Below are 24430 nucleotides of genomic sequence, written 5' to 3'. Positions count from 1 at the left end.
TCTCCCGCAGATTTCCGAAGTTATGAACTATTAATCGACAGCCACATAATTCAGCAATGAGCGCGCCTAAACCAATGAGCATCCCTTCATTGTCGCAAAATAAGACCTGCATCTGTGAGTTAGTTGATTGTACTGTCGTAGAAAAAAAAGCTGAGGCCTAAAAAATTCATTGGGAAGCCTCAGCTTCACGGAAACGCAACACCCTTATACCGGACGACACACCCGTACTCTTCTCCCGAGGCCACGTACAGATAATCATCTTCCTCAACATACGCCAAGCATGAGATGTAATGGATGTTAGCCCATTCCGTTTCCATGTCATATAGCTGGGCGTTGTCCTTAATCACCCTAGGTCTCCCCAAATCGACAAACCCTCTTTCCTGCGAGAAGTAAAATACGTGCCCCGCATCCTTCACTCCGCCGTAAACACCTAAAATCGCATTTTCACCCACCGTAATAAAATTCCTAAGCTGACCGCTTGAATATAACCTTCCGTAAGACGTCACTTTCTGCAAGTCGGCAGACAGACTAAACAACATCCCATCGGCCGTCCCTCCCACTACGGTTCCATCCGCAAGAACGGCTCCTCCCGTCATTGTCGCCCGGAATGCTCTACCTTTAATAGAAGAACATCTAACGTCCAATGTCTGACTACACTTATTAACGAGGTCATAGACGAACATTTCGTCATAACTTCCGGATAACAGAATTCGCTTATCGTCCAACCGAATAATGTGAGCTTCGTCCATGGAGACTCGAATGTTTTCCTGCTTGTGCAGTTCGCCGTTTCCGGAATCCCAAATAAATAACGCGCCATCGCGATCGGTTGCCAATAATATACCCTCATCGAGAGAACTGTGAAGCTTTACAAGGTCAACTTCAACCGGTAACGCAACGACGGTTAAGACGTTTCCGCTAACCAAATCGAACCTCACAATCTTCCTGTCCGTTGTAAGTACTATAACCGTGCCATCAACGCCATCCAAGCATGACAAAGGACCGCCGCCGTCGTAAACCGCCTCGATACGTTCAGCTTTGCCACCGCTGCAATCGGATTCGATCACAATCACGTTATGTTGTCCGCTTATGCAATATCCTTTGCCGCCCGCCGTACTCACATGTTTGACAGCGGTATCTCTCCAGTTCATATATTGGTGCAGAGGCAATGTGCGGACGGACTTGGAATCGATTTGCACTAACGTTGCCGAAACATCGCTCATGTACATATCGGGCTCGGTAAAAGGAATGATCTCTGCCGGGGGTGCGTCTGCTCCGGGCGGCTGCAGCATCTTAACATCGACAGCCAGAATAAACGGAGAGTATCTCCCGCATACGTCAACCAAATGGAGCCAACCATCGCGATCGAAGATCATCTCGCATATATACTCGGACTGCTTGCCGTTAACCGTGATAAGTCCGAGATTCTCGGGCTCTCCCCCATTCAAGATATCCCATCTGACCAGCCGAATCGGTTCCTCTTCACCGACGATTTTCAGTCCGTAATACAGGACGAAGTTATCGTCTGCGGCCAATCCCCCGATCAAATACGGCTTGTTCGGTTGTTCATGCCGAAGGTGGATGTGTCCGTGTCTCGTAACCTCCAGCGTTTCCGGGTGTAACTCTATGATTTCCCCATCGAGGTTATTGGCCAGAAACAGCGTTCCTTTCGGAGATTGCAGCGTGAAAATGAGCGCCCTGCGATACTTCGTTCCGTTAGGGGATTCAAAGCTCACCTTTAAGTCCTTTATCTCGTCGGAATCGGGCTCGTATCTCCATAAGGCTCCCGTATAGCTGCTTCCATAAATCCGGCCCCTATCGTCTTTCACCAGTCTGCAGGAGGAGAATTCGGACACCTTGCCGTAATCTCTGACCTCGTTCGTTTCAAGATTTAGTCGATAGAAATGTCCTCTCATATACCCGAGAAAATAATAATAGCGAGGATCATTGCCCAAGATACCTCCATAGATGCTCTCCCTAGGTACGGGAATGCCTCTGACAAACACCTCATTCGTATCGGGATTGACAATCATCACGATGGAGCCGGGATAACCTTCCCACGGATGCTCATAGTGCTGCTCATATAGCCACTGCTTATGGCCTGGAGCAGGGGCTGTGTTATGAGTCGCCATAATCAGCCTTCCATCCTGAAGAAAATCGATGCTCGTATGGATTTTGCTTGGGGGCATCTGCTCAGAATCAACGATCCAAATTTTCTCTACATCTAAGATAAGTCTTAATTCACCAGTTGCCGGAAAATACTCATACAATAACGCAGATAACGGCTTCTCATTCTCGCCGCATACGCTGATATAGAACCGGTCATCCGGGGAACGCACAAAATCCCAGACCGCATTATGTCCCTTCTCGTTAGGCAGCTGTACGAACCTCGTATGTTGTGCGGGTATCGCCGAAAGCAGATTGCTATCCATCCTTCTTCCTCCAGTGGCGCAGTTTCATTTGTATTCCCCTTCCTCTTTCCGGCTACTGAAAGGATTGTGCCGTAAATTGATCCCGCAACGTTGGCACATGTATAGTTTTATTAGAGAGACGAGCCTCTTCAGCGGCGAACGCCATGAGGTGGCTTTGCAGCGAATTCTCCGCAGAGGTAAGCCCTTTTCCTTGGCCGCCCGCTTGGACAAGCTTGATGAAATCGCGGATGAGTCCCAAGTCTCCGCCACCGTGTCCGGCACCGCCGACAGTATCAATTAGCTCGGGCTCATGGTTGCCGAAGCGAATCCATTCCACTTCGTTTTTCTCCATTGCGCCGCGTATTTCACCCTTCGTTCCCATCAGCTTAATCGTACGGGTAATGTCTTTCGTGAAGGCAGTCAAGGAGAACATGGCGGTCACTTCATTCGCGAATTCCATACAAACCACCTGATGATCCACAACATCGTTATCGCAATGGTATACGCAGCGACCGTAAGGTCCCTCTTGCAATGCTCTCAGCCTTGCGTCATAGCTGTGATCGTCGCTGATCGCCATTGCCAACCAACTTGGTTCTTCCGTCAAATAAATATCCGGGGCAAAATAATGGCACTCATCGGCAACGGGACAGCCATCCGTGCACCGCTTCGGGGCACCGGCCGGAGCTTGCTCGGCTTTAAAGTGGGAAAGTCTACCGAACGAAGAGATTTGAATGCATTCGGATCCGACCAGCCATTGAAGGATATCCATGTCATGGCACGATTTCGATAATATCATCGGACTCGACTCCGCCGAATTCCGCCAATTGCCTCGAACAAAGCTATGCGCTTGGTGATAATATCCGACATTCTCATTGTGCTGTATGGACATCAACCGACCAATGGCGCCTTCATCCAACAAACGCTTAATTGTCCCAAAGAAATTCGTATAACGCAGCACATGGCAGATGGAGAATACTTTCCCGTGCTGACGAGCCAAAGCCTCCATCACTATGCATTCCCGCGGATCGGGAGACATGGGCTTTTCTAGCAGCACATGATAACCTGCCTCCATAGCTTTCACCGTCGGCTCGAAATGCAGCTTATCCTGCGTGCAGATGAATACCGTATCCGCAAGCTTAGGCTGAGCCAACAATTCATCCCAATCGGAATAACACATTGACTCTTCCAAGCGATGAGCAAGCTTCATTTTATTTCTGCGATTTTCGTTGGGGTCGGCTACTGCGATGATTTGCATTTCCTCAGGATGGCGTATGGCGTAGTCGGCGTAGGCTTGACCTCTCATTCCGGCGCCAATCAATGCAACCTTGACTTGATTCATCGCAAATCCAACTCCTAATAAGCAAAATGAAGCTCCGGGGTTTCAAGCTTCTTGCCATAATATAATGAATCCACCGCGTAACCGATCAACCCTGTTGTTAGCAAAGTTCTTTCCATTGGAAAAGGCGGCTGCCGCGAAATGAAGAAGTCTTCGATCAATTGGGTCAAACGTTCAAAATGCCTAAACGGCCGGTCCAAGTCGCTGTCGCATCGGGAAGACACAATTCCTTGACTATGCCGGAATGCAAAACCCCACTGCTCAACTAACGCTTCGAATTGAACAACGTAACCCTTCGTCCCATCCGTGTATTCGATCATGAATAGAGTCGGATTTGGCTCCAGCTCCCTTGGGTGCAGGGAGGGAATATTCGGATACGCAGACAATGCGTGCAACAGTAAATCCTCGGGCCATCCTTTTCGATCCATCAAATCCCATACCGCGAGGCCTTGAGCAACCTCAACCGATTGAACTCCGCTCTCTCCGCCTTCCCTTTTCTCCGCGAGCGATTGCAGCACTTCTACTGCATGAAAGCCATAGGCTTCGATTAAGGTTGAATGACTGATCACGAGAATCTCGCTGACTGTTAATAGACTCGAAAGATTATAGCCGGGTATGGGATCGGTGTGCGGGATAGATGAGCCGCCCATGAATGGGATTCCACGTGCTTTCAAGCTGTTATACATCCATAATGCATCCTGCCAATCATAAGATAGATGCTTATCGGAGAAAATCGGAACGTTCAGACTTTCTTCATCGAGTGCTAGAAGCGTTTCCTCGAGAAACCGCCGCCTGGGGTACAGGGTTTGCCCTTTGGCATTATTCGGATAGTCTCCATGTTCCCCGATAATAAGGACGCCTTCGATGGGGCTTGAGCTTTGTTCGGCACGGATCGTTTCCCGGATCGTAGGATAGATAGGAATGCCATGATGTGCTGCGGCACCCCGGCTCATATCGTTAGCCGGTACTTGATCGGTGTACAGCGAAATGATTTCTACTCGCGGCGTATAGCCGAAATCACCTAGTAATCGACCGAGGATAACGTCCGCGTGCGAATTGCAGCGATATTCAGTCACAATCGCCGCCACTCTCTTGATCTTCGCTCCGGGAAATGGGGGAAGGCTCATAGAGTCCTTTCCCCCATTTCCATAGCGTTCATCGTGCGAACCAGCCATTCCGAGACACTCTCAATAATTGCGTTCAGATAGAGCTTCCCTTTTTCCGGAGTTGCCAAGCCCGCAGCGTCGGTGAACCCGTCGAAGCCCGTAAGCTCCATGTGCCTGCCGATAAAGGTTTCCGGCACGCTGGAAGGAATCCAACTCCTGCTCTCATGGGTTGAGCGAATTCTATCAACCCATACCAGTTCAGGCATTATCGCCATCACAACCGATGTTTCGAATCCTCCCGCATGCCCCGGGACCATTCCGACTTCATTTGCGTTAACGGCATGAAGCGCTTCCCGGGCAATGCTCCAATAAGATGCGCTGGCCGTCCAGATCGGATGCTGTACGGCAAGATCGTTAGCAGTCTGGTGCATAAGGGGAGCGTTGCCGCCGTGGGCGTTTAGAAAGAGGATCTTCCGGAATCCGGATGTAACCAGGCTTTCCCCAATCTCGCGAAGTACCCGCATATAAGTTTCGGATGACAGCGATATTGTTCCTCCGAAAGCCAGGTGATGATTTGAGCATCCGACCTGAAGCACCTGCGTCATGAGAAGCGCTGCTTTCTCCGAAGCTTTTTCTACAGCCCCAAACGCGATCTGCCGGCAAATCAGACTATCCGTTCCGACCGGCAGATGAGGACCGTGCTGTTCCGTTGCGGCAAGAGGGATAACGATGGCAAAGCCCTCAGCCGCCATCTCCGTAATCTCTTCGCGGGTGTGATCCTGCAGGAAAACCCGCTTCATAAGTGAAATCCCCCGTCAACGGTATAGAGTGCGCCTGTTACATAAGAGGCGGAATCCGACAATAGAAACGCCGCCACCTCGTTGATTTCATCAGCCCTTCCACTTCGACCGAGCCGCGTGCAGGACCGCATCATATCTTTATCTCGCTCTGATTGATTCGCGAGAATCTCGTCAGGCTTGAAATCACCGGGCACAAGCACATTGGCTCTAATACCGCAGTGCGCATAATCGGCCGCCAGCACCCGCGTCAATTGGTTCATTCCTGCTTTGGCTGCAGCGTAGTCCAGACAGCCTGCTTGGGGAATTTGCCCCAATATCGATGAAGTATTAACGATGGATCCCCCTCCCGACTCGATCAGCAAGGGCAGGGCGTATTTGCATACCAAGAACGTACTGGTAAGCGTACCGCGGAGCGTATCCTCCCATTCCTGCAAGGAAAGGAGCAGAGCAGGCTTCCAGACGCTAGAGTACACATTATGATAAGTGCCATGCAGCTTCCCGAAATGAGCTTTGATCTCGGCAATGACCGCAATGACTTGATCCTCGCTGGTCATGTCGGCTTGCCTGAATACAAACCTGTCTTCACCGTACTGATCAGCTAACCGAACGATTTCAGGATAGTCCTCAAGCGGGATAAGGTCACATGCAAACAACACAGCTCCTCTGTCCAGAAACATGCGGATAGCCGATCGGCCCAAGGTTCCCAAACAGCCGGTAATGAGCACTACCTTGCCCTGCAGCGAGCTCACCGGACTCACCTTCTTCCTCTCTCATACTATCCGTTCGTATAACACCGAACTTCATAGATTGCCGCGGAAGGATCGCCATTCGTAGCTAGAACTGTTATGCGGAGCCGAACCGTATGAATCGGTCGCACCGCTATGACAGTCCGTTTACGCTGGTAATTATCTTTCAACGATCCAATTTCCACCCAACGTCCCTCGACATAAGCTTCTGCTTTAAGATCCTTCGGACACTGGGGGTCCCGGTACAAAGCAGGGTAAGAGCGATAATCGCGAAACAAATGACCCGGGAACGTCAATTCAATCCGGCCGATAACGACAGCCTGTTCCCAGTACAATTCCAAGTATTGCGGCATAGGCTGCGAGGGGTCGGAACGCCAAACATTGGGGTAACGGTAAGGGCGGGTCACGCCGCTGAGTACATTACTTGCCCCGTAACAAGCTTGCCCGGGAGCGATGCGGAAGCTCATTGTTAATCCGGAACCAAACCGCCGCATCTGGCCGTTGCCGAGATCATATGCGCTGACGTGAGCGGGTTCTACATTTTCAGCGGTATGCCAACGAATGTGAGGCTGCTTGAGGAGATCGAGCCTGACATATTTCCCCTTTAAATCAGATACATCAAGCCCGATTGGCCACTCCACCCATTGCTTCATGCCAGGCTCCACAGCAAGAACTGCTTTCTCTAATGCCTGCCCGGGTTCAACCCGATAGTCCCAAATATGATCAACTGCATATAATCTGGCTTCCACAGCTTGAACGAGATTCGTCTCATTTCCAAGGCAGACTGTTAGTGTATCTAAACTTTCGCCGCCGATGGCTATCCACTGTCCGCGCCTTTGCTCGAGGGTCTCGCCGACCTTCGGCCTCATGTCTGCGGAGCTCGTTTCGGACGGACTCATTTCTATGAGCTTCGCTTCACTACTCGCGCTAACGGATGCCATTCTCGCGAGATCATTCGGGTCCTCGTTGACGACGTTCGGCAGGAAACATCCGTCGCGGAGCAGTGCCTGCTGAACCTCGCGAATACCCTGAGCCGTCGGGATATCCCGAACAGGAATTCCTTCGCGGACAGCCACCGCCGCTGCCGTTCCCGCAGCCTGCCCCATCAGCGCCGTCGTTCCCATGACCCGGATCGTACCGAGCGCGGCATGCGTTACGCTAACGTTACGTCCGGCCATCATCAGATTGCTCATGTTTTTGGCGATTAAGATTCTTAATGGAATACCGTAGGGTCCCACGTAGCTCTTCGCCGTATAGGAGCTTTGATGCCCTTCGATTGCAGATCGCTCGCTGAAAGGAGCGAGCAATCCCCCCGGTTCATGGAGATCAACGAACCAACCCCCATAAGCGACTTCATCCGGAAAGACCGTGCGATTAAGAGGATCGTACTCCGTCATTAGGTATTGACCTATAATTCGCCGGCTTTCCCGCTTCCCCGGCACTTGCCCGATCCAATCGATCACATAGTTCGCTGCGGGTCCCTTCAGCTCCGGGTCCCGGTTCTTGATCCAATCCCAAATGCCGAGCACATGCCGGGTTAATTCGTGGCGAAGACGTTCATTATCGTAAATCGTATGCCAAGGCACGGACAATTCGATCCACCAATATCCGCTCCTCAGTTCGCCGGGCCACCTGCCTTGCTTGTAGAAAAAATCGGGATTGTTATAGCTAACGGCCCATTCCGGGGCTTTAAAAGGGATAGGACGTCCCATATCTTTAGCCTTGAAGTGAATGGAATTTCCCATAACCGCATGGCTTGCCGCTTCCGGAGCATGTGGCTCTCCGAATTCGTCCCGACCCTCCGTCCCCATGCGCCACTCGCAGCCAGCGAGATCAGCCACAATTCCATCTCCAGTGCAGTCGATAAACGTGCTCGCCCGCAGCGTGAGCACCGTCTCGGCATGATTGACTCGACCGATGACAGCCTCAACCGTCCTCTCATCCTTCATCATTACATCCGTAATGATAGTGTTCAGATGAAAGGAAAGATTCGGCGTCGTCACGGCCATATCGTATAGCACCATGTCCCACACACTGTTGATCCAGCCGTTATCATGAGTCGGCTCCTCATGATTCCGAGCGCGTTCCTCGATCAGCAGCTCCGAGATGATGCCCGTCTCCCGCGCATAAGCATGAAAGCTCGCAGCCCCCTGCGGCGGTACCCTTATTTCCGACGAGCTGTTTCCCCCGAATACCGGTCGATCCTGCACCAGACATACTCTCGCCCCACCGCGGGCCGCGGAGACGGCGGCACAGAATCCCGCCAATCCCCCGCCGCACACGACAATATCGTATTGCTCATCCACCGCGCGAATGCTCATGTCTTACGCTCCCGAAGCTCCCGTACGTTCACTTCACGTATCCCAAAGCCTTGAGCTCGCTTTCCGCTTTCTCCGTGCGCTCCGGCAGATAGAACGTTGAGTTCAGCTTCTCGACGTATTGATCGAATTCATCAAGCGATCGTTTACTGTACATGAATTTAATCAATTCCTCGTATTCGTAACGCTCATCCGCTATGACTTGCTCAGGAAGCGATACGAAGGAGCTGTAAACATGGATGCGAGGCTGATCCTTGGCGAAGTCAATTGCAGCCGCTTGATTCGGAAATTTCGCCTTCAAATATTCAAGCTCATCGCGTCCCGTCAGCTGCACCTGCCACGCATAAGCCATCTCCGACATCGCGGGCAGCGGTTTGACTTGGCTGTCTACGACCTCATAGTGCGTGCCTTCGATTCCATAGTTGACAATCAGCTGCCCCTTGCCCGGATCGGTAATGTAGTTCAGATATTCGAGTACCTTATCCAGCTTTTCCGGCTCTTTCTCGAGCTGTTTGGATAACACGATCATAGAGGGGTTGCTGCCGACATCCCAGATGCCTTGATATTTGCCGCCAGGTCCGGTTAATGCGTCCAGTTGTACCCACTCGGCGTTCGGATTGATTTCCTTATACGTTTTGATTTGCGCGTCCGTGGCGATGGCGGACCAGTTGACGGAGATTACGCCGGCCTGCCCCTTGAAGGCTTTATCCATAGGGTTCTGGTTCGTGATCAGTTCCGGATCTACAACGCCTTTACGAATCAGATCGGAAATAAAGACAAGAGCTTCCTTCGTAATCGGATCTGTCGTCGTATAGACCACCTTGTTGTCCCGAATCATCCAGTGTCCGGGAGGAGCAATCCCGAATGCCGTGTAGATTCCATTGAATGCGGGTATATCTGCACCTGTTAAGCCGTACGTGTCCTTCTTATTGTTTCCATCCGGATCGTCCTCCGTGAAGGCTACGAGAACGTCACTGAATTCCTCGATCGTCTTCGGCATTTCCAAGTTGAGCTTCTTTAGCCAATCAGCGCGAATCCAGTAAGTGTCCATTGGAATGGATGGTCGTCTCGCCAAAGCAACCAATTTTCCGTTTAACCTGCCCTTGTTCAGATCATTCTCGCTATATGAGGCCACGATGTTAGGCAGCTTGTCGAGGTAGGGCTCCAGGTCCAGGATAAGATCCTGTTCAACGAATGTTTTCAATGTGTGCTTGGTTACGCCGAATACGTCGGGTGGAGTGCCTCCGGCAATACGGGATGTAAGAACTTGATGATACTCCGTCGTGCTGATGTTAAAGTCCATTTCCATGTTCAAATCCTTGTTCAATTGCAGAATAATCGGGTCTTTGTCTTGTGGAGGATTACCGCCGCCGCCCGCAATCAACACGCTGAATTTCACCGGAGCCTTAGGTTCTTCGCTTTGCGCCGGGGTCTCGGATGCTTTTTCCGACATCGATGGAGAAGGACTTGAGCTTGGGGATGCGTTCTTCTCATTATTGCCGCCCGAACATCCTGCGAGCACCACCCCGATGCTCAGCAACAGTACCGTAACAACTGTAATCCCTTTTCTCAAAATGACCGCCTCTTCCCATTGGTTTTTGGTTAACCTTTGACTGATCCTAGCAGCACTCCTTTTGTAAAATACTGCTGGATAAAGGGATAGACACAGATAATCGGCAGAGCTGTGATCACGACTGCGGCCATCTGCAGAGATACCGTCGGCAGCGTTTCTTCGACATTCAATTGTTCTGGGTTCTGAGTAGACCGCAGTATGGTTTGCAGGATCACCTGCAAAGGATGCAGCTCGCGATCGCTAATGTAGATAATCGCCGCGAAGAACTCATTCCAGTGACCGACCGCATAGAAAAGTCCGACAGTCGCCATAATCGGCAAAGACAAGGGGAGCACGATACGCACCAAGATGCTTGTTTCTCCTGCACCGTCGATGCGGGCGGCTTCATCCAAGCTTTCCGGCAAATTCTCGAAGAAGGCTTTCATCACTAACAGGTTAAAAGATCCTATTGCTGCGGGAATAATCATGGCCCATACCGTATCCAGCAGGCCTGTTGCCTTAACGATAAGATAAGTCGGGATCATGCCTCCTCCGAACAAGGTGGTAAACACGATCAACAGCAGGAATACATTTCTTCCGGGCAAATATCTCTTCGTTAGCGGATAGGCCATCATCGACGTCAGCAATAAATTGATGAAGGTACCGACCACGGTAATAAAGACGGTAACCGAGAAAGCATGCGGGATCATGCCGTCGTTCAGAAAGGCTTTGTACGCCGACAATGTAATTTCCCTCGGGAAGATCAGAAATCCTCCATGCTTCAAGACTTGGCTGTAAGGGGTAAGCGAGACGCTGATGACATACAAGAGAGGAAAGATGACGACGATGCATAGACCAATGAGGGTGGAATAAATCACGACCAAAGAAAACTTATCCTTCCAGCCGGCGATTACCATATGGATCCATCCCAACGTCTGGCCAGTTTATTAGCACCGACGATCAAGATGATGCCGATAATCGTTTTGAATAACCCTACGGCGGTCGCCAAGCTGAAATCCATCTGCACAAGACCGACGCGGTATACCCAGGTGTCAATAATATCGGCGACGGGATAGACGTGCACATTGTAGAAAATATAGATCTGCTCGAAGCCGGCATCCAAGACGTGGCCGAGCCTCAGCACCAGAAGCAGAAGGATAACGTTACGAATGCCGGGAAGCGTAATATGCCACATCATGTGCAGCCGACCAGCTCCATCACATCGCGCGGCTTCATAAAGCGACGGGTCAATCCCGGCGATCGCGGCTAAATAGATGATCGCGCTCCAACCAACGTGCTGCCAGATCCCCGAGGATACCAGCAGACTGCGGAACCATTCCGTCGAAGTGAGGAAACCAATCGGGGTGCCTCCAAACCCTTTGATCCATTGATTGATCAATCCATCCGACTGCGATAACAGGGCGATCAATAAGCCGTATATGATAACCGTGGATAAGAAATGGGGCAGATAACTGATCGTTTGGACGATCCGTTTGAATCTGTTGTGCCGAACCTCGTTGAGCAGGATGGCTAGAATAATACCCGGAGGCATGCCCCAAACCAGCTTATACAAGCTTATGAGCAGCGTGTTCCTTAGAATTTGCCAGAAGTAGGGGGAATCATAGAACGCTTTGAAATGTCGGTACCACGGATCCGCCCATGGACTTGCCGTTATTCCTTTCAGAAAGTTGTAATCCTTAAAAGCAATAATGACCCCGTACATTGGTCCGTATACGTAAATGGCGTAATAGAGAAAACCCGGAATCAACAATACGTATAGCGCACGGTAATGCCATATTTTCTTCCACCGCTTTGGGCGCGGTAAAGGAAATGCCTTGGTAACCGTAGACGTCTGCACTTTAACCGACCTCCCCCCTTGCTCGCCAAATTCTTATTTAGCCTTATTATAACGAGGTCGAGTGAGCGAAAATATACAGCGCTTCCATGAAAATGTCAGATTATTAACGAGTTTTTGCAAAAAAAATAAAGCTGTTCCATAAGGATGATCTTATGGAACAGCCCACGACCCCACAACCCCAAAACCCTGCAACCACGTTTCCTAGTTTCCACGTTTCTCGGAATAATCATGATAGAAGATACAAAGTTGTGAACTAGTAGCATAGCTACCACTAAATCAATTCCACTATCGCAGTTTGAGGTAATTACCAATCATTGTGCCTCTAATAATCTCCGTTTTCACCGAATTAGAGTTTTGATAACGAAATAGTGGTATGAATGGCAGTAAGTCATTATTTCTCGATTGAACTCGTAAATTTAGTAGCACTTTTGCTTTAAATCTTCTTATGTACTGTCACGTGTAGCTGATAGCCCTCTTTGAGGATTTCAAGATAAATCCCTAGTCATCCAGAGGAAGAGAAACAATGACCTCCGTCCAGCTTCCCGGTTCGGAGCGGATATTCAAGCCATACTCAGGCCCGTAATGGATACGAATACGCTCCCTTAAATTGGAAAGGCCGATTCCATGGGTTTTGCCGCCGGATAGGCTGCTGCTGGTGTTCGCGTCTCGAGCGGCAACAAAGTGCCCCCCGAGCAGCTCTTTAATTTGCGCGTCCGACATGCCTTTTCCGTCATCCCAAACCTTAATCCGAAGCTTCCCGTCCTCCATGCAGGCGCGAACTCTTACATTACCTGAGCCTCTCTCGGCCAGACCATGGAAAATCGCATTTTCAAGAAGCGGCTGCAGAATTAGCTTCGGCAAGAGCACTTGAGAAAGCTCGGGATCCATATTCGCCGCGTAGTTGAACGCTTCTCCGTATCTTACCTTCTGTATCTGCACATAGGAGCGTAAGGATAAAAGCTCTTCCTCCAGGGTGACATATTCGCTTTTACCTAAGCTGTAGGACAGCAGTTGAATAAGGGAGCGGATAGTCTCTTCCACTTCCTCCACCCGGTGTTGCTTCGCCAAGCTTCCTATACAGGCAAGCGTATTATATAGAAAATGGGGGCGGATTTGATTGATCAACAGCTGCAGCTCAATTTCTTTCTTCCGTTCCTCATTATCCTTAACGGTTTGCAGCAGCTCCTGAATGCGCCCCATCATCGTATAGAAGCTAAGGGAAAGCTTTCCGACTTCATCCCTGCGTTCAATAGGCTCGATAGGCACGGAAACCCGTTCGCTCCGAACCCTGTCCATTTGCAGCGTTAGCCGCTTAATTGGCGTAGTGAAATGACGACTGATCGCGAGCGTTAGAATAATGAGCAAAGAAAACCAAAGCGCGCCTATAGTAAGAAATCGGACGACCAAGCTCTGTCCTGCTTCGTTAAATTTACTCTCGTCCGTCAGTGTAACCAGAAACCAGCCGAGCTCGTACCGCTCGCTCTTCACCGCCATTAAATGACCATTTGCTCCTTCGATCCGGCTGACCCCTTCCGGAAGCTTGGTTAAGGCTTGCGAGAAATGATCATCCATCTCAGGAGGCAGCGTCCCTGGCTTGTAAGGAACGATTTGGCTATAGGGGTCATACGAGACGATGTTTCCCCGTTCGGTGTAAAGAGTGAAGCCTTGTCCCGAACGATACAGCAGCTCGTTGAGCCGTCTAGTCAATTGTGAAGTGTTGATTTCGGCCAGAACTACTCCGGAGCCGTCCTTCAAGGCCATCGCGAATGCGATTGTCCGATGAACCTGCAGCGGCGAATAATAGGGCTCGCTCCAATTGACCAAACCGGGATTCTTGTATGCGATGTTAAAGATATCGGTCAATTCCGGATGACCGACCACATCGTAGAACAATTGGTCGCTTGCTACGACCGATCCATCCCGGAGCAGAACGAATAAATGAGAGATGAGACCGCTGTTACGCTCGATTTGACTTCGCAAAATCCGCTCCAAATTCGCGGAATCAGCCAGAAGCGAATCATCCAAATCACTAGATACATGAATTAAGATATTCCGAATATTCTGCAGGTACAGGTCCAAATATTGTCCGGTCCGTTCGATGAACAGAGCCATGTCTTCTGATTTCTGCTTACTTAACACTTCCCGGGAGTTACTGATTGCGCTGTTCAGCAAGCCTAAGAAGACAACAAGACTAGCTAGAGCAAGAGTTAGAAATAGCTTGACGAGCATGCTGGAGAATAGCACACGTGGTTTAACCATGTTCTACCCGATATTCACGCGGGGTTAGCCCGTATTGCTTGTAGAAAACATCGGTGAAATAACGGTAATTCGCAAAACCGGTTTTGATTGCCACCTCGTATACCTTCATATTGCTGCCGCATAATAATTGCGCAGCCTTCTCCAGCCGCTCGCGCTTCACGTAGTCATGGAAGCTGTACGCTGTTTCCTTTCGAAACAACGAACCGAAATAATTGGGACTTAACCCTACATGATCCGCTACGGACTGCATACTGAACGGCTCATTTAGGTGCTCCCGGATATAAGCCATTGCCATTCTGATTTCATAACGCTTGTCCGAATCCACCTGTCCCTTATCGGGGAGACGGCTTTTCGCTTTTATTAATGCCCCGAGCAAGTCTTCATCGCGATACGTTCCTTTCAGCAAATAATCGCAAGCCCCCAGCACCAAAGCCTCCCGGGCAAAATCAAACTCGCTGTGGCAGGTCAGCATAATAATCTGAATGTCCTGCCTCCATTCCTTCAACTTTCGGGTCAATTGTAGTCCGTCCATGACCGGCATCATGATGTCCGTTACGATAATATCGGGCAGTCTGCTATGGCACATTTCCAAAGCTTCTTGGCCGTGCCTTGCTTCGCCTACCAGCTCGAAATCATGAAGACTCCAGGAAAACAAACGCAAGTTCTCGCGGATAGGTACTTCATCATCTACGACGATCACCTTGATGCGGCTCATGGCTTTCCCCCCATCACATTAAACCCCAGGTTATTGTGAGTATATGCTGAGCGATCGATTATCGCACTTCAACTTTTCCTTTACGGAAAATCATAGCCCCGATGCGCACACCGTTCAGATGCCAAAGAAGCTGCCCTGAGCCTCGTAATAGCTCGAAACAGCTTCAATCAAATCCAAGGTTAAGATGATAATAGCCCTACTTACGTTTACTGTTGAATCAGTCTTCGGGTAGCAGCCACAGATAAATCCATGGTGTCCGCTACTTCCTCTATGGAAAAACCTCTGTTGAGCAGTTTACGGATAATATGTTGTTGAGCCTCTACCTTACCCTTCTCGATTCCTTGTTCGATTCCTTGTTCGATGCCTTCCTCAATACCTTCTTCATAACCCCATCGTTTCCATGCAGGCATTAATTCCATAAGAGTTCCCCCTTCCTCTGGGTATTGTTCTCTTAATTCAAGCAACATCTCTTCATCTTGCTCTATATTAGGCTCGAAATATAAATCGGCCACCGACATGATAAGCGCCAGACGCGCGTCATCCAATTTCTTTCTCAATCGTAAAATCATTCGCAAGTATGCAAATCGCAGCTCCCGCTTTTCTCTTTGATTATATCCCATCTTGGCCAGTAATGCAGCTGCTACCGGATTGTCAGAATCGATAAAACGCCGCCAATCCTGCTTCTTCAACTCTACCTTCAGAAATTGAAACCGCATAATATCATGACCTGGAATCGCCATTGAGAGGGTATCTGGTTCATCCCGTACACTGTCCGAAGTAAAGATAGCAATTGGAATAATTAACTTGTGCTCTTTGCGGTGCCGCTCGAACAAACGACTATAATAGATAAACATCCGTTCATTAAACTCAGCATCTGGATACGACTGCGGCTCCAAGTGTACTAGCACGTACGCATCTGACATTTTGTACCGGGTTTCCAGCAGCAAGTCTAAGCTTCTTGCTTCTTCCCCGACGATATCGACGAGTAGCTCCTGCATTAGAAACCGCGTATGGGTATGATCTAGTAATTCATCTACATCCGGGAAAAACAATTCAATAAATTCAGCGATAAATGTTTGTAATAGCTTCTTGAAAGCTTCGTCGTGCGGAATTGCCGCTTTCTGATGCGAATAACGCGACTGCTCTTCCTTGATTACACCTGTGTACCAGGACAATGAAGGTCTCACCTTCGCATGGATCAACATAACGACTAACCTCCAACTATCACAACCTATTTTTTTAAATTATACCACACATATGTTCGCATTTCTAACGATAACCCTAACGCACTTCCACTTTTCCTTTACGGAAAATCATAGCCCCGACGGCAAAAGCAATCGCTCCCCAGATGGCTAATATGCCGATACCCATCCAGAACTCGCCGGTTGCAATACCGCTGCCATATACCATGCCGTCCCTCATCCCGTTTACGAAATAAGTTAAGGGGATCACATCCGTAACCGACTTCAACCATTCGGGCAATCCGCTTGTGGGAAAAAATATTCCGCTTAAGAACATCATTAGGAAGCTAGCGATGTTCGCCATTCCCATGTAAGCCTCGATAGACTTACTGAAGGAGGAGAACAAATAGCCGATTGCGTTAAAAGCAAGTGCACCGATGAAGAACGCAACGACTAACGTTGGCAAATCCAGATGCAGATTAGCTCCGAACCCGAATACTCCGACGGCCGCAAGAATGATGATCTGCACGATACCAAGAACGAACCGCACCATCATACCGCCGAGCCCGAACAGCCCCATTTTCACCGGTGTCATCCTCAGCCGCTTCAGAAGTCCCTTACGTCGCATATCAACCATGTCAACCATCCCGAACAAGCCGCCTTGGGCAACAGATAATGCAATCATGCCGGTCAGGAGAAAATCAACATAGCTCAAGTCCTCGCTTCCATTAGATACAGAACTCATATCTAGCTTGTAGGTAGGCTGAACACCTGCGACATCCCAGTTCGTTTGCTGAATGAATTGGTCTAGAATACCCGAGATGGCTTGCGAAGAGGCATTCTTCTCATTCTCCTTATTGACGACCAGCTCCAATGCCTTGGAATCCTGTGACTGTGGAAGAATGATGACCGCATCAACGTCTTTGTCCTTAATCCAGATATCCGCTTGTTCGCTGCTGACCGGCTGCTCCGATTTCCATTCGAATACAGGTATTTGACGAAGCTTCTCTTCCAGCATATTGGAGGTTTCATTCGCTTGGGGTTTTACAACGGCAATCTTTGCACTGAACTCCGAGCTCCCGTTGCCTCCGAATATAACCATGAACAATACCATAAGGATGATTGGGAAAAAAAGATTCCAAAACCATACCTGCTTCTCGCGGAACATCATCTTGATTTGCGCGCCGAATAGCTTGTTTAATTGTTTACCGTTACTCACCTTAGTCCCTCCACTCTTTCCCTGTAAAAGCGATGAATACGTCCTCTAAGCTCATCTCGCGAATAGACACCTGTTCCACCCGATACCCTCGCTCCTTGGTGAAGCCGAACAAGCCATATAATGTTTCCTCCGGCTGTACCGACCATAACTTCAGAGATGAGCCATCCCGTGCGGTTCGAACGACCGTCGGCTGCATCGTCGCGAGTGATTCGGTCTGTATAGCTGCCTCTTCCCCATCAAGGAAGGATAATCGGACTTCCCGTTCTTTTGTCAGTCGCTCAATAAGCGCTGCCGGCGTGTCTAACGTTACAATGCGGCCTTGGTCTACGATACATACCCGGTCGCTCAGCTTTTCCGCTTCCTCCATGTAATGCGTGGTCAGAATCGTTGTTTTGCCAAGCTCCTTGAGCTTTAAGATAATATCCCAGATGTTGCGGCGCGCTTGCGGATCGAGTCCTGTCGTCGGTTCGTCGAGGAAAATAATCTGCGGATCGCTTATCATCGCAAGTCCGATCGCGAGACGCTGCCTTTGCCCTCCAGAGAGCGACTTCACTCTCTTATCGCGATGGTCAGTCAAATTAATCATCTCCAGCACTTCGGCCGCTTGCTTAGGATGTGGATAGAAGGATGCGAACAATTCCAGATTTTCTTCTACCGTCAGCAATTCGAACAACGCGCTGGACTGCGGTTGAACACCAATTCTATACTTGATTTTCTCCTCATCTTTATCCCAGGTTAGACCGTCTATGATGATCGTTCCGGAATCAGGCGGCAGCAAGCCTTCGATCATTTCTAGTGTCGTAGTTTTACCGGCTCCGTTCGGTCCGATAATCGTGAACACCTCTCCTGCATCCACTGTAAAACTGATCTCTTCCACTGCCTTTACATTTCCGAATGATTTACGAAGGCCCTTCACTTCCAAGATAGACATTTGTTTCTCTCCTTCATTTTCCAGTTATGCTGAATATAGCTATATTGTAACTTAAGCTGTCAAGAGTGCTCGACGGTCTCAGGCATGCCTTTGTTATCGGTCTTGAGACCGATAAGAAGATTTGTCGGCACAAAAAAACTACCCTGACAGAATGCTTCGACTGTCGGGATAGTCCTAGGATCATTTACAATAACCGCATGCCTTTGTGTTTTGTTACAGATAACTCTTCACGCATTTCTTTATATAACTTCCTAGTGCGTTTTACTTCTCTTTGCAATCTTTCTACAACTTCTAGGAATCCCCGTTTGTGTGCTTCTTTATGTAGGTAAGACCACTCCAAATATTCATAAGTCGCAGTCATTAATCTTAATGCCCATTCTTTGCTATTCTCATCGTTCGTTGAAACGAAGGAAGATGTTCTGTCGAGTATTAAATCTTCTAAACTTATTAAATATGTCGGCAGTCCTGTGGAACCCACCTCATATTTAAATATCCGCTCTTCTGAACCATCTAGATCACCTGAGGGAAATTCAATAAGAGAATCTAACGCAACATTGTAACAGTCCTTACCGACTCTCTTATACCCTAACATCGAGACAACTTCGTATTCCAGACCATCAAAATTTGCTATAAAATCGGTATCGTGAGTTCCGTACTCCCCAGCAGTGTAAGCAGCAACAGCAGCCCCACCCACCATAATTGGAGGTGGCAGGTTATTTTCTATAAAGGCTTCAGTTATTATACTCGCTATAGCCAATCGTTTTTCCAAATTGTCTTGGATGGATTGACACATAGACAATTTATTCAATAAGTCTCCAGACACCTTCATCAGATTTCACCCCCAACGGCTTACCGGTGGTTATATTTACAAATTTAGATGGATCAAATTTCTTGTGTATAGCAGCAGCTTCAATGGCTAGAACCATTCTACGTTTGGACATATTTCTAACCTTAGTAGATGGCATCTTAGGAATTAGAACACTGCTAAAAGCCATTGTGGCATTTTTCTTTTGAGCTTCCAAAAGCTGTTTTCTCGTTATCACAATAGGTCACTCCTAATGGATTCTAATAGCGCTCCTTATGATACTTTCAATTATATCATGTGGCAGGGGTGGCAAGCTATGCGAACTGTTAGATAAGATTCGGCAGCAATAAGAAAAACTACCCTGACAGCATAGCTTAACTGTCGGGATAGCCTTTTCAACTACTAGTTGCTGCGCAAAGCCAAGAATCGACGCTTATTTGGTTCCATCGACTTAATCCCTACTAAACAAATCTCTCGTATACACCTTATCCGCTACATCTCTAAGATCGTCTGATAATCTATTTGCCACGATCACATCACTTGCCTTCTTAAATACTTCTAAGTCATTTATCACTCTAGAATTAAAGAAATAGTCTTCATTTAGGGCAGGCTCGTAAACTACTACTTCAATGCCTTTAGCCTTTATCCGCTTCATAACACCTTGAATAGCTGATTGTCTAAAGTTATCCGAATCCATTTTCATTGTAAGTCTATAAATCCCTACAATCTTAGGGCTCTTTTTAATAATCATATCTGCTATATGATCTTTTCTTGTCCTGTTAGCGTCAACAATTGCTGCCATTATATTGTTTGGTACCTTTTCATAGTTAGCTAAAAGCTGCTTCGTATCTTTAGGAAGACAGTATCCGCCATAACCAAAAGAAGGATTGTTATACTGATTGCCTATTCTAGGATCTAACCCTACACCTTCAATAATTTGTTTTGAATCCAAGCCTCTTACCTCTGCATATGAATCTAACTCATTAAAAAAAGCTACTCTCATCGCTAGGTATGTATTGGCAAATAGTTTAATAGATTCCGCTTCTGTTGAATTGGTGAACAGAACATCTATATTTTCTTTTAAAGCACCTTCCACTAATAAGTCAGCAAAAACTTTTGCTCTTTGAGACCGCTCTCCCACAACAATTCTTGTAGGATACAAATTATCATATAAAGCCTTACCTTCTCTTAAAAACTCAGGGGAAAAAATAATATTATCAGTTTCAAACTTTTCTTTAACTTTTTCTGTATAGCCTACCGGTACTGTTGATTTAATAACCATTACCGCATCCGGTTTAATTGACAAAACGTTAGCAATAACTGCTTCAACTGTTCTTGTATTGAAATAATTCATTTGCGGATCATAGTTGGTTGGTGTAGAAATGATGACATATTCCGCATCTTTGAAAGCTTTATAGCTATCCGTTGTTGCAGTTAAATTTAAATCTTTTGTTGCCATAAATTCTTCAATCTCATTATCCGCGATTGGAGATCTTTTATTATTTATCATATCCACTTTTTCTTGAATAATATCAAGAGCTATAACTTCATTATGCTGAGCTAATAATACAGCATTGGATAAGCCTACGTAGCCTGTTCCTGCGATTGTTATCTTAATAGATCTCATCCTTTGGCTATGTAGTTGCTGGCGTTGCGTAATCTCTCTTTCATCGCTCTTTCCCGTTCAAGCGCGATGGTAATATCATCCTTAATTTTGTTCGAACAAGAATAACATAGATGGCCGCTGCGTATGGAAGAAGAACAAAGATCGCATTGATCTGTAAGGTTGGGATATTCGTAAACTCTGATTCTACCTTGCCTGATCCAGGAACGTATTTGTTGTGGTGGCAATGAAACGGCTTCAGCGGTTTGCTCAGTAGTTGCTAGACGGTTCCGTAGTAAAAAACGTTCAATTGAAAGCATTTGCTCATCGGCTACGGAAGAACATGCTGAGCAAAGATTACGAGCATTTTTCTGGAAGACGTTCCCACATCCGGGACAATGTGCAACTCGTAGTTCAATCGGCATATTCAACCCTCATTTATATGGTTCTAATGAACCAATATTAACATAGGTCTTGGAAAATTTCATCAGAAATTTGTCGAGTTTAGAGGATAAATTTAACTGTTCAATCCTTCCAATAGCGCTCTTCCAGCATCCATTTCGTCTTGAAACGCTTTACGATAATCCGCAATGATAGAGGTGCTATATCCACCCGCGGTCAACTTTATCTCCACGTCAGCCACAGCTTGGTTGAACTGCACTGTACATTGATCAATGATGCCATTCATTTGGTTGATCAGTTGCTGCTTGGCATTGGAATCCGTTGCGATGATCAGTTGCAAACCCAAAGGCATTAATTGATTCTCGCAGCTAGCTTTTAGTGCATATAGAGTCGATTCCGCATTGGCTGTAATGGATTCGTAAGTTGTGACACCTCCGGCTCCTCCACCACCAGCTCCGCCAACTCCTCCGGTTCCTGTACCTGCTTCCTGCTTTGTATCAGTGACCGGAACTGTTCCCTCTTCTTTAACGTCTTCCGTGTTTTCTTTGGCTTTCTCTGCTTTATAGGCGGTGGATTCTCCCGTAATTCGGCCTGTCGTCTTATCCCAATTAATCTGTGTTCCGACAGATTGCGACATGAAACGAATAGGCACATAGATCGAGCCATTCAGAGAGTATCCGGATTGCCCTTGCGGAAGAGCTTTGCTGTCCCCATCGAACATAAACTTCGCCTGAATGGGCTTCACAGCAATAGAAGTACCCCCCTTGGAGGATTCCTCGCCCGCTTGTCCGGTTGCATTCAACAGATATTCCTGAAGCATAACGGCTTGCTGTTTGGTAGGATTGGTGACGGACACAGTATTCGTCTTAGAGTCCCATGCCACATTCTTCTGTAGAGCGTAGGAGAAGAACCGTAGCGGCACATAAGTAGATCCCTTGATGACGAAAATGTATTGGCCTTGCGGAATTACTAATGTCTTGCCGTCGAACTCTAGACCAACTGCCTCGGATTTCACTTTCACCCCTGCACTAGCCGCTGCCGCTGGCTGAACGGTGAACACGAGGAAGAATGCCATTAACATCATGATTAAATACAATTGTCTCCATTGAAGATTGTACATAAGTTTAGTTCTCCTTAATCCTTATTTTTTGAACGCTGCTACCAGCTTACTAATCGCTGAGATTCGCACTGCTGCCTTCTCTTTGTTGTACTGGCTGTTCCATGATGGCATCGCGGATTCGGGTATACCGGCTTCCTGATAGTCCGAAGATGCTTGACCCAGCAGATCTTGGAAGCCGCTGTCACAACTCGCCTCTGCCTTCGACAATTGTCCGATAAACTTGGTTTGCAGCGACACAATCGTCGCCTCTTCATTGCTCTTCACTTCATTGATCATGCTCTGCAGCAGATGACTACTCTTAGCCTTGCATTCGCTTCTTAAGCTGCTAATCTTGATCTCAATTCGATTGTCGATTGATGTTTTCGCTGCAATCTGTTCTTCCGACAAAGCGATCTCTTCTTCGGTGTGTTCATCGATCTGTTCGACAATAGTCTTAGAGGGTTCTGAAGATTGTTGAGGTTGATCATCAGGATCCTCCTCAGATGACCCTTCAGAGGCTACTACAGGTTGACCTTGTTGTGACCGCGCTGTAGATTCTACCGGTTGTTCTGTTGGAAAAGGATTAGCGGGATGGTCAACTTGAGGTGTCGGTTCTACCGTAGATGTGCTTGACTGATCTATTGCAGGTTGAAATTGTTCTGACTTGTTTCCGGTAGATTGATAGAGATATGTAGAGGTAATTATTACAGCTACAACTAAAAAACAAGAAATAAGAAAAAGCCTACTTCGCGGCATTGGCTTCTTCTTTCTCGACTTGATCATAGGTTTTCCCCTGACTAACTCCGTATTTCTTGGCAATTTGAGATAGTATGTTGTATTCTTCAGGCGTTAGCTTGTCCAATAGAAGCTTACGAGCTTCGCGCTTCTCATCTACCGTCATTCCTCCACTGGCCATTTGCTGAAATAGCTTAAGATCCAAAAGACTAAGGTTTCCCATAAGTATCGAAGTAACGTCAGCTTTCTCTGATATCGTCACATTCTCTTTAATCGCTAATGCTTTGTCAGTAGATACCTCTGGGGCATAGACACCTACTTTGTCTTTCTCATTGACTTTGACTTCAACCATCGAAGGCTGCTTAGTATTGGTATTATCCTCTGCATTCGTGGTTTCCGGTATCGGTTTATCTACAGTTGTCTCAGTATCGTCCCCTTGGCTGGACTCAGAGACTGTCTCTTTATTTGTATTCACAGTTGCATTACTGGAGAATTCCAGCTCAGATTCCAATTCCGCTTCCAAACTATTCGCCATGGAGTCTATCACTTTGTTTACAGCATAATTCGCAGCGAATAAACCGGATACTCCTACCACGAGGACAACAGCTAGAGACCATAGGATGAATCTCTTAAATTTGAATTTTTTCTTGTTCTGCATACCGTCACCTTTATCCTTACAATTATATACTCCAAGATATTCCGAAACGATAGTTTGATCTTACCATTTAAACGCAATTAAATAGCAATTTGTTTCGACATTATTTGGAACTCACTCTATACTTTCTAACTATCCTATCAGCAACTCTATATAACCCAATACCTATGAATGCTCCACAACTATCAATAAAAACATCCATCACTTGGGCACCCCTACCCGCTACAGATAGTTGATGTATCTCATCGCTTACTGCATAAAGTATAGAAAACAATAGAGAAAAGACCAAGGCCTTAAATCCCCTGACGCCACTTCTGCTAAATACATTCATCACTAATATTCCAAGGACAAAGAACACTCCTCCATGAGCATACTTCCTCACAATATGATTTAACTTTTCTACTAAATCCATTGCTTGATTTTCACCTGTATCTAAATGAGATATCTTATCTACTGTATTTATGATTACCTTTGTCACCTTTTTACTTAGTCTATCGGACTGGGCAGCTGGTTGAGCTGATAGATTGAAGATTATGATCATCCATAGTAATAAAGCCAACAAAGAAGTTATGATAACAAATGGTGATGCTCCTTTATGCTTATACATGCAGATACCCTTTTCTTATATTTCTAGAGTAATTTGGCTTTCGAAATATAAAACGGATGTCATACGCTTTGCAAGCCGTAAAACAACCGCCTTCA

22 protein-coding genes are annotated in these 24430 nt (G+C 47.4%); all 22 read right to left on the bottom strand.

Annotated elements, in window-relative coordinates; all coding sequences use genetic code 11:
* Positions 1 to 185: 185 nt before the first annotated feature.
* Positions 186 to 2429: an NHL repeat-containing protein gene (locus ACESLK_RS05175; protein WP_372663173.1), complete on the bottom strand. Its 2244-nt coding sequence runs from the start codon at positions 2427 to 2429 to the stop codon at positions 186 to 188.
* 52 nt (positions 2430 to 2481) lie between these two features.
* The gene (locus tag ACESLK_RS05170; protein ID WP_372663171.1) at positions 2482 to 3747 is read right to left on the bottom strand and encodes a Gfo/Idh/MocA family protein; all 1266 of its coding nucleotides are present in this window, start codon (positions 3745 to 3747) and stop codon (positions 2482 to 2484) included.
* Positions 3748 to 3761: 14 nt separating this feature from the next.
* On the bottom strand, positions 3762 to 4871 hold the full coding sequence (locus tag ACESLK_RS05165) for a hypothetical protein (RefSeq protein WP_372663169.1): 1110 nt from the start codon (positions 4869 to 4871) through the stop codon (positions 3762 to 3764).
* Positions 4868 to 5650, bottom strand: coding sequence for a creatininase family protein (locus ACESLK_RS05160; protein WP_372663167.1), 783 nt, complete (start codon positions 5648 to 5650; stop codon positions 4868 to 4870). Before ACESLK_RS05160 ends, ACESLK_RS05165 begins: the two co-directional genes overlap by 4 nt.
* Positions 5647 to 6399 (bottom strand): SDR family NAD(P)-dependent oxidoreductase, encoded by a 753-nt coding sequence (locus tag ACESLK_RS05155; RefSeq protein WP_372663165.1) that lies wholly within the window; start codon positions 6397 to 6399, stop codon positions 5647 to 5649. Before ACESLK_RS05155 ends, ACESLK_RS05160 begins: the two co-directional genes overlap by 4 nt.
* A gap of 26 nt (positions 6400 to 6425) precedes the next feature.
* Positions 6426 to 8717, bottom strand: a complete 2292-nt coding sequence (locus ACESLK_RS05150; protein WP_372663163.1) for an FAD-dependent oxidoreductase — start codon at positions 8715 to 8717, stop codon at positions 6426 to 6428.
* A 28-nt stretch (positions 8718 to 8745) separates the two neighbouring features.
* On the bottom strand, positions 8746 to 10287 hold the full coding sequence (locus ACESLK_RS05145; protein ID WP_372663161.1) for an extracellular solute-binding protein: 1542 nt from the start codon (positions 10285 to 10287) through the stop codon (positions 8746 to 8748).
* A gap of 29 nt (positions 10288 to 10316) precedes the next feature.
* Positions 10317 to 11183: a carbohydrate ABC transporter permease gene (locus ACESLK_RS05140; protein ID WP_372663159.1), complete on the bottom strand. Its 867-nt coding sequence runs from the start codon at positions 11181 to 11183 to the stop codon at positions 10317 to 10319.
* Positions 11177 to 12124, bottom strand: a complete 948-nt coding sequence (locus tag ACESLK_RS05135) for an ABC transporter permease (RefSeq protein WP_372663157.1) — start codon at positions 12122 to 12124, stop codon at positions 11177 to 11179. The genes ACESLK_RS05140 and ACESLK_RS05135 overlap by 7 nt, the downstream gene beginning before the upstream one ends.
* 498 nt (positions 12125 to 12622) lie before the next feature.
* Complete coding sequence (locus ACESLK_RS05130) at positions 12623 to 14353, bottom strand: cache domain-containing sensor histidine kinase (RefSeq protein WP_372663155.1); 1731 nt, start codon at positions 14351 to 14353, stop codon at positions 12623 to 12625.
* A 22-nt stretch (positions 14354 to 14375) separates the two neighbouring features.
* A complete protein-coding gene (locus tag ACESLK_RS05125; RefSeq protein ID WP_372663153.1) occupies positions 14376 to 15098 on the bottom strand; it encodes a response regulator transcription factor in 723 nt (240 codons plus the stop codon).
* A gap of 206 nt (positions 15099 to 15304) precedes the next feature.
* The gene (locus ACESLK_RS05120) at positions 15305 to 16303 is read right to left on the bottom strand and encodes an Rpn family recombination-promoting nuclease/putative transposase (protein WP_372663151.1); all 999 of its coding nucleotides are present in this window, start codon (positions 16301 to 16303) and stop codon (positions 15305 to 15307) included.
* Between the two features lie 76 nt (positions 16304 to 16379).
* Complete coding sequence (locus tag ACESLK_RS05115; protein WP_372663149.1) at positions 16380 to 17498, bottom strand: ABC transporter permease; 1119 nt, start codon at positions 17496 to 17498, stop codon at positions 16380 to 16382.
* Position 17499: 1 nt separating this feature from the next.
* Positions 17500 to 18429: an ABC transporter ATP-binding protein gene (locus tag ACESLK_RS05110; RefSeq protein WP_372663147.1), complete on the bottom strand. Its 930-nt coding sequence runs from the start codon at positions 18427 to 18429 to the stop codon at positions 17500 to 17502.
* 184 nt (positions 18430 to 18613) lie between these two features.
* Positions 18614 to 19258, bottom strand: a complete 645-nt coding sequence (locus ACESLK_RS05105) for a hypothetical protein (protein ID WP_372663145.1) — start codon at positions 19256 to 19258, stop codon at positions 18614 to 18616.
* Entirely contained in the window at positions 19230 to 19472 is a 243-nt protein-coding gene (locus ACESLK_RS05100; protein WP_372663143.1) for a hypothetical protein, read from the bottom strand. The genes ACESLK_RS05105 and ACESLK_RS05100 overlap by 29 nt, the downstream gene beginning before the upstream one ends.
* Before the next feature lie 213 nt (positions 19473 to 19685).
* Entirely contained in the window at positions 19686 to 20852 is a 1167-nt protein-coding gene (locus ACESLK_RS05095; protein WP_372663317.1) for a nucleotide sugar dehydrogenase, read from the bottom strand.
* A 5-nt stretch (positions 20853 to 20857) separates the two neighbouring features.
* Entirely contained in the window at positions 20858 to 21262 is a 405-nt protein-coding gene (locus ACESLK_RS05090; RefSeq protein WP_372663141.1) for a hypothetical protein, read from the bottom strand.
* Between the two features lie 92 nt (positions 21263 to 21354).
* Positions 21355 to 22359, bottom strand: a complete 1005-nt coding sequence (locus ACESLK_RS05085; RefSeq protein WP_372663139.1) for a stalk domain-containing protein — start codon at positions 22357 to 22359, stop codon at positions 21355 to 21357.
* 21 nt (positions 22360 to 22380) lie between these two features.
* Positions 22381 to 23121, bottom strand: coding sequence for a hypothetical protein (locus ACESLK_RS05080; protein WP_372663137.1), 741 nt, complete (start codon positions 23119 to 23121; stop codon positions 22381 to 22383).
* Complete coding sequence (locus ACESLK_RS05075; protein WP_372663135.1) at positions 23081 to 23731, bottom strand: hypothetical protein; 651 nt, start codon at positions 23729 to 23731, stop codon at positions 23081 to 23083. The genes ACESLK_RS05080 and ACESLK_RS05075 overlap by 41 nt, the downstream gene beginning before the upstream one ends.
* Positions 23732 to 23831: 100 nt before the next feature.
* Positions 23832 to 24335 (bottom strand): VanZ family protein, encoded by a 504-nt coding sequence (locus ACESLK_RS05070; protein WP_372663133.1) that lies wholly within the window; start codon positions 24333 to 24335, stop codon positions 23832 to 23834.
* Positions 24336 to 24430 lie beyond the last annotated feature (95 nt).

Source organism: Cohnella sp., assembly GCF_041640265.1.
In the GTDB taxonomy this organism is placed as follows: Bacteria; Bacillota; Bacilli; order Paenibacillales; family Paenibacillaceae; genus Cohnella.
The sequence above is the reverse complement of the archived record's forward strand: the minus strand, read 5'-3'. Positions and strand labels throughout refer to the sequence as shown.

Coding starts and splice junctions, on each gene's coding strand:
- ACESLK_RS05175 (WP_372663173.1), bottom strand. CDS start 2,429: ATGGATAGCAATCTGCTTTCGGCGATACCCGCACAACATACGAGGTTC.
- ACESLK_RS05170 (WP_372663171.1), bottom strand. CDS start 3,747: ATGAATCAAGTCAAGGTTGCATTGATTGGCGCCGGAATGAGAGGTCAA.
- ACESLK_RS05165 (WP_372663169.1), bottom strand. CDS start 4,871: ATGAGCCTTCCCCCATTTCCCGGAGCGAAGATCAAGAGAGTGGCGGCG.
- ACESLK_RS05160 (WP_372663167.1), bottom strand. CDS start 5,650: ATGAAGCGGGTTTTCCTGCAGGATCACACCCGCGAAGAGATTACGGAG.
- ACESLK_RS05150 (WP_372663163.1), bottom strand. CDS start 8,717: ATGAGCATTCGCGCGGTGGATGAGCAATACGATATTGTCGTGTGCGGC.
- ACESLK_RS05140 (WP_372663159.1), bottom strand. CDS start 11,183: ATGGTAATCGCCGGCTGGAAGGATAAGTTTTCTTTGGTCGTGATTTAT.
- ACESLK_RS05130 (WP_372663155.1), bottom strand. CDS start 14,353: ATGCTCGTCAAGCTATTTCTAACTCTTGCTCTAGCTAGTCTTGTTGTC.
- ACESLK_RS05125 (WP_372663153.1), bottom strand. CDS start 15,098: ATGAGCCGCATCAAGGTGATCGTCGTAGATGATGAAGTACCTATCCGC.
- ACESLK_RS05120 (WP_372663151.1), bottom strand. CDS start 16,303: ATGTTGATCCATGCGAAGGTGAGACCTTCATTGTCCTGGTACACAGGT.
- ACESLK_RS05110 (WP_372663147.1), bottom strand. CDS start 18,429: ATGTCTATCTTGGAAGTGAAGGGCCTTCGTAAATCATTCGGAAATGTA.
- ACESLK_RS05105 (WP_372663145.1), bottom strand. CDS start 19,258: ATGAAGGTGTCTGGAGACTTATTGAATAAATTGTCTATGTGTCAATCC.
- ACESLK_RS05090 (WP_372663141.1), bottom strand. CDS start 21,262: ATGCCGATTGAACTACGAGTTGCACATTGTCCCGGATGTGGGAACGTC.
- ACESLK_RS05085 (WP_372663139.1), bottom strand. CDS start 22,359: ATGTACAATCTTCAATGGAGACAATTGTATTTAATCATGATGTTAATG.
- ACESLK_RS05080 (WP_372663137.1), bottom strand. CDS start 23,121: ATGATCAAGTCGAGAAAGAAGAAGCCAATGCCGCGAAGTAGGCTTTTT.
- ACESLK_RS05075 (WP_372663135.1), bottom strand. CDS start 23,731: ATGCAGAACAAGAAAAAATTCAAATTTAAGAGATTCATCCTATGGTCT.
- ACESLK_RS05070 (WP_372663133.1), bottom strand. CDS start 24,335: ATGTATAAGCATAAAGGAGCATCACCATTTGTTATCATAACTTCTTTG.